Source organism: Micromonospora sp. NPDC023644 (assembly GCF_040640115.1).
Classification (GTDB): Bacteria; Actinomycetota; Actinomycetes; order Mycobacteriales; family Micromonosporaceae; genus Micromonospora.
Genome location: NZ_JBFABA010000036.1, coordinates 48,645 through 60,837, shown reverse-complemented (window position 1 = coordinate 60,837; position 12,193 = coordinate 48,645). Strand labels below are relative to the sequence as shown.

The following is a 12,193-nucleotide window of genomic DNA, read 5'->3' as shown; positions in this document are numbered from 1 at the left end:
TGGTCGGCGGCGGCCATGCCGGCAGCGCCGGGGCGGGCACGACCGGCGCCGCGGAGGCCGGCGGCGCGGACGCCGGCGGCGCGGACGCCGGCGGCGCGGAGAACGAGGACCCGGAGGCCGGCGGCGCGGAGGCCGGGGCCGCGCCGAACAGCGACCCGGAGGCCGGCGGCGCGGATGCCGGGGCCGCGCCGAACAGCGACCCGGAGGCCGGTGGCGCGGATGCCGGGGGCGCGCCGAACAGCGACCCGGAGGCCGGTGGCGCGGATGCCGGGCGCGCGGAGGCCGGTGGCGCGGAGAACGGCGGTGCCGAGGCCGGGGGCGCGGAGAACGGCGGCGCGGGGGCCGGGGCCGCGCCGAACAGCGACCCGGAGGCCGGCGGCGCCGAGAACGAGGGCGCGGGGAACGGCGGGGCGCTCGCGACGGGTGCCGGTCTGGTGCCCGAGGCGGCCGTGAGGGGCGGCGGCGGGAACGGTGGTGCCGGCGTCGGGCCGGGCGGGGGCGGCGGGGCGGGCACCGGTGGCCCGGGTGGCGGCGCGGGCGGACCCGGCACGGGCGGTACCGGCCCCGGCGGCCGGGGCCCCGGGGGCACCGGGGGCACCGGGCCGGGCGGATAGGGACCGGGGACCGGCGGCGTCGGGGTCGGGACCGGAGGGGCCGGCGACGGCGGGTTCGGGCCCGGCACCGGCGGCGTGGGGGCCGGCGCCGGTTCGGGCTCCGGGACCGGTGGGGTCGGCGGCTGCGCCGGCTCCGGGGGCCGGGCGGGCTCGGGGGGCTCCGGGTCGACCGGCGCCGCCCGGTAGATCCGGGCCTCGCCCGTCCGGGAGCGGATGGCCCCGGCCTCGTCGGCCGAGATCCGCCTCATTCCGGGTACGGAGGCGCTGGCCCGCGCTCCCGCCGTGCCCCGCTGCCCGGGGACCGGAGCGGCGGCCGGGGCGGCCGTTCCGGCGGCCCGGTAGGTGGTGCCGGCGCTCGGGCTGGCCGGCGGCGCCGCGTCGCCCTCGCCGGGCGCGGCGGCGGTGGCCACGGACACCCGACCCCGGGCCGGCGCGGCGGGCTGTCGGCGTACGTCGTCGGCGGGCGGCTCGGGCGACGACCCGGACGGGCCCGCGGAGCCGGGCTCCGACGTGGCCGCGCCGCCGGGCGTGGTCGCCGACGGGGTGCCGCCGGACGTCAGGGGACGCGGTGCCTCGGCACGGCTCCGGTCGGGCGTGGATCCGTGGTCGACCGGCTCCGCCGGAACCTCTTGCTCGGCCATGCTCGCCCTCCGCGCACGCTCGCGCCCGGATCCGCGACGTCGGACCGGGCGTGCCTGTCTGTCACCGTGCCACATTCCGGCCCGGCGGCACAGCCGGAGCGCGTTCCGGGGGCGGTGTCGATCCGATCCGGTCGGCGGGCCCGGCGAGGGCCGTGGTCAGCTGCCGGTGCTCGCCGAGGCGGTGGCCGAGGTGCTGCCCGACGGCTCGGAACTGCTCTGCGCCGTGGTCGGCGCCACACTGCCGGTCGTCGGCGACGGGCTGGCCGAGCGGCTCGGGGACGAGCTGGCCGAGCCGCTCGGGGACGAGCTGGCCGAGCCGCTCGGCGACGAGCTGGCCGAGTCGCTCGGCGACGGCGACGGCGACGTGCTGGGCGTGGCCGTGGGGGAGCCGGTGGGCGACGGCGAGGTCGACGGCGACGTCGACGGGCTCGGCGACGGCGAGGTCGGCTTCGGGGTCGGCTTCGGGCTGGTCGGCGGCTTGGTCGTCGGCGGCTTCGTCGCGGGCGGCTTGGTCGGCGTCGGCGTCGGCGAGGGGGTGCTGACCGGCGCGGGCACCGCCCCGATGACCCGGGTGGCGGCGTAGAGGCGCGACCAGCGCACGGTGGAGATCTTGACCACGTCGCCGGTGGTGGGCGCGTGGATCATCTTGCCGCCGCCGACGTACATGCCCATGTGGTGGATCGTCGTCCAGCTGGTGCCGGAGGCGAAGAAGAGCAGGTCACCGGGGAGCAGCGCGGTGCGGGACACGGTCCGGGACCGGGTGGCGTAGTACTGGTCGCGGGAGACCCGGGGCAGCCCGTGGTAGCCCGCCGACCGGTAGGCGGCGTAGATGAGGCCGGAACAGTCGAAGCGGTCCGGCCCCTCGGCGGCCCACAGGTAGGGGTCGCCGAGCTGTGCCTTGGCGTACGCCAGGGCCTTCAGGGCCGTCGGGTGGGCGGCCAGGCCGTTGGCGGTCTCGTTGCCGAGGTAGCCGGCGCCGAGGCGCTGCTCGGCGGCCTCCTGCTGGCGCTCGATCTCGATGAGCTGCGCGGCGTTGTCCCGCCGCAGCTTGTCGAGCTTCTTCTCGGCATCGCGCAGGGCCTTCTCGCCGGCGGCGTAGTCCGCCTTGGCCCCCGTGAGGCGGGACTCGGCCGAGACCATCGACTGGCTGGCCGCCTGCTCGCCGACGCGGGCCCGGGACACCTCGCCCTCGGCGGCGGTGGTGCCACCCTCGGCCTTCTCGCCCCGGATGATCCGGGAGAGCCGGCTCAGCTCGTGCAGGTCGTTGGCGAACTCGCCGGGCGGGAGGGCGGCGGCGGCCTTGAAGGCGCCCGCGGCGGCGGCGTCGGCGCCCTCCTGGGCGCGGGCCACCGCGTCCCGGGCGAGGGCGAGGTCCCGCTCGGCGGTGGCGCGCTGCGCCTCGGCCTCGGTGCGCTTCTGCTGGAGCAGGAGCAACTGGTCGCGGAACTGCCCGACCTGGGCCTCGGCGGCGTAGATCTGGGCGGCGAGCGGGCCGTTGCCGACGTTGCCGGCCGGCACGCCGGGGACCGCGCCCGGCAGCCCGGGGACCGCGCCCGGCAGCCCGGGGACCGCGCCGGGCAGCCCGGGGACCGGCGCGCCGCCGGGGAGCTGGAGCTGGCCGGAATAGGACGGACGGGAACCCGTGTCGGGGACGCTGGTGGGCAGCGACGGGTCGGCCTGGACCGGGTTGGCGAGGACCGTGGCGGCGACGGCGCCGAGCAGGGCGGACCAGAGCGCCGGACGTAGCACCGGCGAGATCACCGGGCTCCGTCGTCGCTGCCGTCGCCCGCGCCCACTGTCGACCATTCCGCTCCCCGTCCGGCGTGAGTGGCCGCGCCGGGTGGGCGCGGCCGTGGGGACGCTACCAGCGTGTGGCGAACGTCCCACCCTGTCTTACCGCACCCACGCAGCGATGTCGATGCGTGGCAGGTAACGGGAGCCTGAGAGTTCGGTGAGCGGGCGCACGGGCGCCGACCATGCTGCGGCGGCGTCGGCGGGCCGACGTACGCTCGATTCCTACCGCAGGTGGAAGGGACGTGGCTTTCGATGGACGCCGGACTCAAGCGTGAGCTCGAAGCGAAGGTGTACGCCGGCGAGCGGCTGACCCGCGAGGACGGGATCGCCCTCTACGACAGCGACGACCTCGCGTGGCTGGGGCGGCTGGCGCACCACCGGCGCACCGAGCTCAACGGCGACCGGGTGATGTTCAACGTCAACCGGCACCTCAACCTGACCAACGTCTGCTCCGCCTCCTGCGCGTACTGCTCGTTCCAGCGCAAGCCGGGTGAGAAGGACGCCTACACGATGCGCATCGACGAGGCGGTCCGCAAGGCCAAGGAGATGGAGGACGAGCAGCTCACCGAGCTGCACATCGTCAACGGCCTGCACCCGACGCTGCCCTGGCGCTACTACCCGAAGGTGCTGCGCGAGCTGAAGGCGGCGCTGCCGAACGTCAAGCTCAAGTGCTTCACCGCCACCGAGGTGCAGTGGTTCGAGAAGATCAGCGGGCTGAGCGCCGACGAGATCCTCGACGAGCTGATGGACGCCGGCCTGGAGTCGCTGACCGGCGGCGGCGCGGAGATCTTCGACTGGGAGGTCCGCCAGCACATCGTCGACCACGCCTGCCACTGGGAGGACTGGTCGCGGATCCACGCCCTGGCGCACAGCAAGGGCATGAAGACCCCGGCGACCATGCTCTACGGCCACATCGAGGAGCCCCGGCACCGGGTCGACCACGTGCTGCGGCTGCGTGAGCTGCAGGACGAGACCGGCGGCTTCGCGGTCTTCATCCCGCTGCGCTACCAGCACGACTTCGTCGACTCGGCGGACGGCAAGATCCGCAACCGGATCCAGGCCCGGACGACGATGGCCTCGCCGGCCGAGTCGCTGAAGACCTTCGCGGTCTCCCGGCTGCTCTTCGACAACGTCCCGCACGTGAAGTGCTTCTGGGTCATGCACGGGCTGTCGGTCGCCCAGCTCTCGCTCAACTTCGGCGTCGACGACCTGGACGGTTCGGTCGTCGAATACAAGATCACCCACGACGCCGACTCGTACGGCACCCCGAACACGATGCACCGGGACGACCTGCTGCACCTGATCTGGGACGCCGGCTTCCGCCCCGTCGAGCGGAACACCCGCTACGAGGTGGTCCGCGAGTACGACGCCCCTTCATCCCTGGCCGAGCGCCGCGCCGAGCCGCAGCAGGTCTGGGCCTGAGCCGGCACGTACCCTCGTAGGCCATGACCGAGCAGCGGAGCGGGTTTCCCCGGCGCGACGCCGAGGGGCGCATCCTCACCCTGGGCGACCTGCTCGGGGTGAGCCTGGCCGGCCTGGTCATCGGCGTGCTGGCGGTGGTGCTTTTCGACTGGGCGTTCGCGCTGATCGGCAGCGGCGACTTCGGCCGGTCGAACGGCTGGCTGGCGATCATCCTGCCGGCCTGGCTCTTCTGGGACGACTTCCGCGCCTGGGAGTTCGGCGCGGCCCGGGTGGTGGCGGCGCTGGCCGCCGCCGCGGTGGGGGTGGTCGCCGGGTTGGTGGTGGCCGGTCTCGTCGCCGGGCTCCCGTCGCTGCTCTCCGGCGGGCTGGGGGCGGCGACCTTCACCCTCGGTTACGCGGTGGTCTGGTTCCACGGCGTCCACTGGCTGGCCCGCCGGACGGGCTGAACCTGCCGCCGGGAGCCCCGGCGGCGGAGAACGGAGTGCGGAACGTGAGCGCGGCGGTCAAGTACACGCTGGGCCGGATCGGGCTGTTCGTCGCCGTGCTGGCGGCCCTCTGGCTGATCGAGCTGAACATCTTCATCAAGCTGATGGTGGCGCTGGCCTTCTCGGCCGCCCTGTCGTTCTTCCTGCTGAAGGGCTGGCGGGACGAGATGGCCGAGGAGATGGCCACCGCCGCCGAGCGCCGTCGCGCCGAGAAGGAGCGCCTCCGCTCCGCCCTCGCCGGCGAGGACCAAGACGGGGAGACGCCCGGCTCCCCGAAGTGAGCCGGGCCGCCGGAGCGACCGCGACGCCCGGCTTCCCGGAAGCGACCGAGGTGAACCGGGACGCCCGGTCGCCGCAGACGACCGGGGTGACCGCGACGCCCGGTCCCCGGGAACGGCCGAGGGGCCCGGTCGCCGGCCTGAGCCGGGCGACGCGGACCCCTCGGACGACCGGGTCGGTGTCTAGGTCACCAGTTGGTGGAGCCGGCCACCTTCGGCCACGGCTTCACCGTGGGCTTGATCAGGTAGACGACGCCGCCGGAGCCGCCGGACACCCCGCCGCTGGCGTTGGTCCGCTTGGTCCGCAGCCAGATCTGCTCGAACTGTTCACGCGGGTAGACGTTGCGCACCGCCTCGTTGCTGGACGAGGCCGGGTCGTTGACGATCACGTCGCCCTCGGCGGTGAAGCCGACCACCACGAACAGGTGCCCCGAGGTGCCGTAGCCCGCCCCGTCCAGCTCGCTGGCGAGGAACGACTGGCTGGTGACGACCGGGATGCCGGCGGCGATGAAGCGCTCCACCTCGTCCAGCGAGTGCAGCCGGGTGACCCGCGCCTCGAGGCCGGGGAAGCTGGCCGCGTACGCGGTGTTGAAGGGCCAGTTGCCGGCGCCGTCGTACTGGTAGTCGTAGACCATCCGGGCGGCGTGGTTGACCGTCGGGTCCGGGTAGGTCGGGTCGACCCAGGAGGTGTCCTCCTCGGACGCCTTGCGGCCCCAGTACTCGACCACCATGGTGGTGGAGGTGGGGGAGCACCAGGCCTGGCCGCCGCCGTCGTACTCGGGGTAGTGGCCGGTGTGGATGTTCTGCGAGTAGCGGGGCACGGCGAGTTCCTTGCCCCAGGCGATGCCGCCGGCGCTCGGCTCGACGGTGAACCGGTCCGGCACGTTCGAGCTCATCGCGCCCACCGTGTGGACGACCGGCGCGGCCTGCTGGCCCGGGGCGCGGTAGAGGGTGAGTCGCAACTGGTACGCCCGCAGCAGCACGCCGACGGAGGCGTCGTCGATGCTGAACGTGTCGGTCCAGATGGTCGACCAGGGGTCGCCCTGCCGGTTGACGCTGGTCCGCTTGATGTCGGCGTCGCCGGAGGCCCACCGCCCCATCACGTACCACTTGGTCTGGGTGCCGGTGTTGTAGGTGCCCTGCATCTCCACCTGGATCCAGGTGCCGGCCGGGGTGTCCGCGTTCCACGAGGCGATCAGCTCGGTGGCGTCGAACCCGATCTGGGTGACGGGGGAGGTCCAGGTCCCGTACTCCCAGCTCTTGGTCAGGCCGGTGTGCGGGTCGGTGTAGTCGGTGGTGCCGACCGGTCGGGCCAGCGTCACGCCCGGCCGGAGGCCGGGGACGGCCCGGGTGCCGGCGTGGGTGCCGCGACGCCACTCCGGGTAGCGGGACCAGTCCTGGAAGGTGATCTGTTCGTCGTGGACCACCGGGCGGGTGGTCGACGGTGCCGCGACGGGCGCGGCGACGGCGGGTGCCGCGGTGCCGAGAAGGGTGAGCGCGGTGGCGGCCGCGAGGGCGGCCGTGCGCAGGCGTTGTCTGGCCATGGGTCCTCCGCAGGGACGGACGGATCGTTGCAGGTCAGTGTCGCGCCCGGAAGGAACTTTCGCCAGAGGTCGACAGTTGGAAAATCCTTGCCGGTGTGAGGATCAGGATGGCATGAAAACTAGGCAGCGATGGATGTTGATATGACCATGTGCTCGGTGGTGGAGTGTCCTCCACCGAGCGGGATCTCCTCCCGCCCCCCGAGGAGGTTGTCCATGGCCTTCCGCAACACCACCCTCCGCCGTCGCCTGGCGGTCGCCGTAGCAGCCGGGTTCGGTCTGCTCACGGTCGCCGCCGCGCCGGCCACCGCCCGGCCGGCCCCGGACCGGGCCGACTCCGCGGCGGCGTCCTACCGGGTGCTCGGCCCGCGGACGGTCGACGACCGCACCGCCGTCGCCGGCACCGGCGCCGCCATCGACTTCGTCGAGCACGGCGTGCTGAACGTCTCGGCCACCCCGGCCGAGGCGGCGGCGATCACCCGGCTCGGCTTCCGACTGGAGGCGGTCCCCGCCCCGTCGGCCGACGACCACGGCCACAGCCACGCCGAGGGGGACGTCGGCACGGCCGCCTTCCCGCCGGCCGACTCCAACTACCACGACTACGCCGAGCTGACCGCCGCGGTGAACAAGGTGGTCGCCGACCACCCCGGGATCGCGCGGAAGATCAGCATCGGTTCCTCGTACGAGGGCCGGGACCTGATGGCGGTGAAGATCTCCGACAACGTCGCGACCGACGAGAGTGAGCCGGAGATCCTGTTCAACTCGCAGCAGCACGCCCGCGAGCACCTGACCGTCGAGATGGCGGTCTACCTGCTCAACCTCTTCACCGACAGCTACGGCACGGACTCCCGGATCACCAACATCGTGAACACCCGGGAGATCTGGATCGTGCCCACGGTCAACCCGGACGGCAGCGAGTACGACATCGCCACCGGCTCCTACCGCTCCTGGCGCAAGAACCGGCAGCCGAACAGCGGCTCGTCGTACGTCGGCACCGACCTGAACCGCAACTGGTCCTACCAGTGGGGCTGCTGCGGCGGCTCGTCCGGCTCGACCTCGTCGGACACCTACCGGGGCCCCTCGGCGTTCTCCGCCCCGGAGACGGCGGCGCTGCGGAACTTCGTCAACAGCCGGGTCGTCGGCGGCACGCAGCAGATCAAGGCGAACATCGACTTCCACACGTACTCGGAGCTGGTGCTCTGGCCGTTCGGCTACACGTACAACAACACCGGCACCGGGATGACCGCCGACCAGTACAACACCTTCGCCACGCTGGGCCAGCAGATGGCGAACACCAACGGCTACACCCCGCAGCAGTCCAGCGACCTCTACATCACCGACGGGGACAGCATCGACTGGATGTGGGGCCAGCACGGCATCTGGGCGTACACCTTCGAGATGTACCCCGGCTCGGCGACCGGCGGCGGCTTCTACCCGCCCGACGAGGTGATCCCCACCCAGACCTCGCGCAACCGGGAGGCGGTCCTGCTGCTCAGCGAGTACGCCGACTGCCCGTACCGGGCCATCGGCAAGCAGGCGCAGTACTGCGGCGGTGGCGGCGGCACCACGGTCTGGTCGGACACCTTCGAGACGGCCACCGGCTGGACCATCAACCCGAGCGGCACCGACACCGCGACCGTCGGGGCGTGGGAGCGGGGCGCCGCCCAGGCGACCACCTCCAGCGGGGCGAAGCAGCTCGCCCCGTACGCCGGTGCCAACGACCTCGTCACCGGCCGGCTGGCCGGCACGGCGGCCGGTGACTACGACCTCGACGGCGGCGTGACCAGCGCCCGGTCGCCGGCGGTGACCCTGCCGTCGAGCGGCACGCTGACCCTCTCCCTCGCCTGGTACCTGGCCCACGGCTCGAACGCCTCGTCGGCCGACTACCTGCGGGTGAGCGTGGTGCACAACGGCGGCACCACGGTCCTGTTCACCCAGTCCGGGGCGGCCACCAACCGCAACGGCGCCTGGGCGGTGTCCAACGCCAACCTCACCCCGTACGCCGGTCAGTCCGTGCGGATCCTCGTCGAGGCGGCGGACGCCTCGGGCGCGAGCCTGGTCGAGGCGGCTGTGGACAACGTCACCATCACCAGTTCCTGACCCGGTGGGGCCCCGCTCCGCCCCCGGCGGGGCCCCACCACCGGCCAGCAGACGTCGATCCAGGGCATATCGCTGCCGTTGGCGATCAACGAGCGCCGATGCGCCCTGGATCGACGAGGCACGTCCGGGGCGTGCGCTACCGTTCTACCGACCACGCGCAGCGAAGCCGGTGCGACACCGGCGCTGTCCCGCAACTGTGATGTCCCGCCACCCCGGCCGCGCCGGAGCGTGACGGGAACGAGCCAGGTCGCCTGCGTCCGTGGTCGCGACACGCGCTCTCGAGGAAGGGCGCCTCGCGGACGGGCGCCCCGCTCCCTGTCGGCGAAGCACCACGCTCCTCGACCGACAGGAGGACCCGTGCTCAGACGTACCCCCCGGCTCTTCGCCGCGACCCTCGCGGTGGCCGCGCTCGCCCTCGGCGCGTGCGCCGAGAAGAGCTCCGACGACGCCCCCGCCGCCGGCGCCAGCTCGGCCGGCGCCGCCTTCCCGGCCACCGTCGGCTCGCTGACCCTGGAGAAGCGGCCCGAGAAGATCGTCTCGCTCTCCCCGACGGCCACCGAGATGCTCTTCGCCATCGGCGCCGGCAAGCAGGTGACCGCCGTCGACGACAACTCGAACTACCCGGCCGACGTGCCGAAGAGCGACCTCTCCGGCTTCCAGCCGAACGCCGAGGCGATCGCCGGCAAGAGCCCCGACCTGGTGGTGCTCGCCAACGACACCAACAAGATCGTCGAGCAGCTCACCGCGCTGAAGATCCCCGTCCTGCTGAACCCGGCGGCGACCACGCTGGAGGACACCTACCGGCAGATCACGGACCTGGGCACCCTCACCGGTCACCCAGGCGAGGCCGCCGACGTGACCAAGCGGATGAAGGACGACATCGCCAAGCTGGTCGCCGACCTGCCGAAGCGCTCCGAGAAGCTGACCTACTTCCACGAGCTGGGCCCGGAGCTCTACACGGCCACCAGCAAGACCTTCATCGGCTCGCTCTACACGATGGTGGGCCTGGAGAACATCGCCGACGCGTCCGACGCCGACGGCAAGCAGGGCGGCTACCCGCAGCTCTCCCAGGAGGTCATCGTCAAGGCCGACCCGGACTTCGTCTTCCTCGCCGACACCAAGTGCTGCAAGCAGAGCGCGGAGACGGTCAAGGCGCGCGGCGGCTGGGCCGGCGTCACCGCCGTCAAGAACAACCAGATCGTCGCCCTCGACGACGACGTCGCCTCCCGCTGGGGGCCCCGCGTGGTGGAGCTGCTCCGCGTGATCGTCGACGCGACCGCCAAGGTCCCCGCGTGACCCGCACCCGTCCATGAGCCGTCCGCTCGTGAAGGCACCGCCCGCCCGGCCGGCCGGGACGCCCCCCGCGTCCCGGCCCGCCGGGCTGCGGCCCCGCTGGCTCGTCGCCGGGGTCGCCGCGGTGCTGGTCGCGCTGGTCGCCGGGGTGTCCCTCGGCCCGGTCAGCCTGCCGCCGGGCAGCGTCGCGGCCGAGCTGCTCAACCTCATCCCCGGGGTACGCATCGACAGCGGGCTGACCGAGCGGGAGATCGCCATCGTCACCGAGCTGCGGCTGCCCCGGGTGGTGCTCGGGCTGCTGGTCGGCGGGCTGCTGGCCCTGGCCGGGGGCTGCTACCAGGGCGTGTTCCGCAACCCGCTGGCCGACCCGTACCTGCTCGGCGTGGCGGCCGGGGCCGGGCTCGCGGTCACCGCGGTGATCACCCTCGGCGCCGGGGCGGGCGGGGCGCTGACCGGGCTGCCGCTCACCATCCCGCTGGCCGCGTTCGTCGGCGCGCTCGGCGCGGTGGCGATGACCTACCTGCTGGGCGCCTCCGGCGGGCGCGGCCGCTCCACCGCCACGCTGATCCTCGCCGGGGTGGCCGTCTCCGCGTTCCTCTCGGCCGGACAGACCTACCTGCTGCAACGCAACTCCGACAGCATCCAGCAGGTCTACTCCTGGCTGCTCGGGCGGCTCGCCACCGCCGGCTGGCACGACGTGCGGCTGGTGCTCCCGTACTTCCTGCTCACCGCCCTGGTGGTGCTGCTGCACCGGCGGGAGCTCGACGTGCTCTCCGTCGGCGACGACGAGGCCGCGAGCCTCGGGCTGCACCCGCAGCGGTCCCGCTACCTGCTCATCGCCGCCGCCTCGCTCGGCACCGCCGCCGCCGTCTCCGCGTCCGGCCTGATCGGCTTCGTCGGGATCATCGTGCCGCACACCGTCCGGCTGCTCGCCGGGTCGAGCTACCGGGTGATCCTGCCGCTCTCGCTCCTCTTCGGCGGCGCCTTCCTGGCCCTGACCGACGTCGTGGCCCGCACCGCCGCCGCCCCGTCGGAGATCCCGATCGGCGTGGTCACCGCGCTGCTCGGCGGCCCGTTCTTCGTCCTGGTGCTGCGTACCTCCCGCCGGGTGCTCGGGTGAGCGCGCGGCGCGTGCCGGCCGCGCGGCCGGCGGACGGTGGGGCCGTGCGGGCCCCCGACGCGACCACCGTGCCCGCCGTCGAGGTGCGCGACCTGCACGTGCGCCTGGACGGCACCCCGATCCTGGCCGGCGTGGACCTGACCGTGGCCCCGGGCGAGTGGGTCACCGTGATCGGCCCGAACGGCGCCGGGAAGTCGACCCTGCTGCGCGCCGTCGGCGGCCTGCTGCCCGCGCCGGGCGCCGTCTCCCTCTTCGGTACGCCGAGCGAGGCGCTGCGCCGCCGCGACCGCGCCCGGGTGGTCGCCACGGTGGCGCAGTCCCCGGTCGTGCCGGCCGGCATGTCGGTCTTCGACTACGTGCTGCTGGGCCGCACCCCCTTCATCGCGCCACTGGGCCGGGAGTCCGCCGCCGACCTGGCCGCCGCGCACGAGGTGCTCGACGGGCTGGACCTGACCGGATTCCACGACCGGGAGCTGGCCACCCTGTCCGGCGGCGAGCGGCAGCGGGTCTTCCTGGCCCGCGCGCTGGCCCAGGGCGCGACCCTGCTGCTGCTGGACGAGCCGATCAGCGCCCTGGACATCGGCCACCAGCAGGAGGTGCTGGAGCTGGTCGACCGGCTGCGCCGCGAGCGCGGCCTGACCGTGCTCGCCACCATGCACGACCTCTCCATCGCCGGCGAGTACGCCGACCGCATGGTGCTGCTGGCCGACGGCCGGGTGGTGGCCGCCGGCACCCCTCGCGAGGTGCTCACCGAGCAGCTCCTCGCCACCTGGTACCGCGCCACCGTCCGCGTCATCCCCGGCGACCACGGCCCCCTGGTCGTCCCGGTCCGCCCCCGCCCCTGACCCCGCTCCCCTCCACGCCCCTGACCCCGCCCCTGACCCCGCTCCCCTCCACGCCCCTGC

At 74.0% G+C, this 12,193-nt stretch carries 9 protein-coding genes, 1 pseudogene and 1 riboswitch; of the genes and pseudogenes, 8 read left to right on the top strand and 2 right to left on the bottom strand.

Annotated features, from left to right (window positions below):
• Nucleotides 1-614, top strand: a pseudogene (locus tag AB0G08_RS22300) (hypothetical protein); the annotation flags it as partial.
• Nucleotides 615-1,411: 797 nt separating this feature from the next.
• Here the strand turns inward: AB0G08_RS22300 and AB0G08_RS22295 are convergent.
• Nucleotides 1,412-3,061 (bottom strand): NlpC/P60 family protein, encoded by a 1,650-nt coding sequence (locus AB0G08_RS22295; RefSeq protein ID WP_358091082.1) that lies wholly within the window; start codon nt 3,059-3,061, stop codon nt 1,412-1,414.
• Nucleotides 3,062-3,301: 240 nt separating this feature from the next.
• Here AB0G08_RS22295 and mqnE point away from each other — a divergent pair, with 240 nt between their 5' ends.
• Genes mqnE through AB0G08_RS22280 form a run of 3 tightly spaced genes read left to right on the top strand, consistent with a single transcriptional unit; the run spans nt 3,302 to nt 5,237 of the window.
• The gene (gene mqnE / locus AB0G08_RS22290) at nt 3,302-4,471 is read left to right on the top strand and encodes an aminofutalosine synthase MqnE (protein WP_358091080.1); all 1,170 of its coding nucleotides are present in this window, start codon (nt 3,302-3,304) and stop codon (nt 4,469-4,471) included.
• A gap of 23 nt (nt 4,472-4,494) precedes the next feature.
• Nucleotides 4,495-4,917 carry a hypothetical protein gene (locus AB0G08_RS22285; protein WP_358091078.1) on the top strand — a complete coding sequence of 141 codons (423 nt, stop codon included), beginning with the start codon at nt 4,495-4,497 and terminating at the stop codon, nt 4,915-4,917.
• Between the two features lie 44 nt (nt 4,918-4,961).
• Nucleotides 4,962-5,237 (top strand): DUF4229 domain-containing protein, encoded by a 276-nt coding sequence (locus AB0G08_RS22280; RefSeq protein WP_358091076.1) that lies wholly within the window; start codon nt 4,962-4,964, stop codon nt 5,235-5,237.
• 185 nt (nt 5,238-5,422) lie between these two features.
• Here AB0G08_RS22280 and AB0G08_RS22275 read toward each other — a convergent pair whose 3' ends face one another.
• Complete coding sequence (locus AB0G08_RS22275) at nt 5,423-6,778, bottom strand: C39 family peptidase (protein WP_358091074.1); 1,356 nt, start codon at nt 6,776-6,778, stop codon at nt 5,423-5,425.
• 213 nt (nt 6,779-6,991) lie between these two features.
• On the opposite strand from AB0G08_RS22275, the gene AB0G08_RS22270 reads away from it, so the two are divergent.
• From AB0G08_RS22270 to AB0G08_RS22255, 4 genes are all read left to right on the top strand, one after another.
• Nucleotides 6,992-8,875 (top strand): M14 family metallopeptidase, encoded by a 1,884-nt coding sequence (locus AB0G08_RS22270; protein WP_358091072.1) that lies wholly within the window; start codon nt 6,992-6,994, stop codon nt 8,873-8,875.
• Nucleotides 8,876-9,040: 165 nt separating this feature from the next.
• Nucleotides 9,041-9,122: riboswitch (cobalamin riboswitch) on the top strand.
• Between the two features lie 110 nt (nt 9,123-9,232).
• Nucleotides 9,233-10,171: an ABC transporter substrate-binding protein gene (locus AB0G08_RS22265; RefSeq protein WP_358091069.1), complete on the top strand. Its 939-nt coding sequence runs from the start codon at nt 9,233-9,235 to the stop codon at nt 10,169-10,171.
• A gap of 13 nt (nt 10,172-10,184) precedes the next feature.
• Nucleotides 10,185-11,288 (top strand): iron ABC transporter permease, encoded by a 1,104-nt coding sequence (locus tag AB0G08_RS22260; RefSeq protein WP_358091067.1) that lies wholly within the window; start codon nt 10,185-10,187, stop codon nt 11,286-11,288.
• A gap of 44 nt (nt 11,289-11,332) precedes the next feature.
• Nucleotides 11,333-12,133, top strand: coding sequence for an ABC transporter ATP-binding protein (locus AB0G08_RS22255; protein ID WP_358091065.1), 801 nt, complete (start codon nt 11,333-11,335; stop codon nt 12,131-12,133).
• Nucleotides 12,134-12,193: the final 60 nt, after the last annotated feature.

What these genes read in the sequence shown, in the direction of transcription:
- AB0G08_RS22295 (WP_358091082.1), bottom strand. Translation starts at nt 3,061, where the DNA reads ATGGTCGACAGTGGGCGCGGGCGACGGCAGCGACGACGGAGCCCGGTG.
- mqnE (WP_358091080.1), top strand. Translation starts at nt 3,302, where the DNA reads ATGGACGCCGGACTCAAGCGTGAGCTCGAAGCGAAGGTGTACGCCGGC.
- AB0G08_RS22285 (WP_358091078.1), top strand. Translation starts at nt 4,495, where the DNA reads ATGACCGAGCAGCGGAGCGGGTTTCCCCGGCGCGACGCCGAGGGGCGC.
- AB0G08_RS22275 (WP_358091074.1), bottom strand. Translation starts at nt 6,778, where the DNA reads ATGGCCAGACAACGCCTGCGCACGGCCGCCCTCGCGGCCGCCACCGCG.
- AB0G08_RS22270 (WP_358091072.1), top strand. Translation starts at nt 6,992, where the DNA reads ATGGCCTTCCGCAACACCACCCTCCGCCGTCGCCTGGCGGTCGCCGTA.
- AB0G08_RS22260 (WP_358091067.1), top strand. Translation starts at nt 10,185, where the DNA reads ATGAGCCGTCCGCTCGTGAAGGCACCGCCCGCCCGGCCGGCCGGGACG.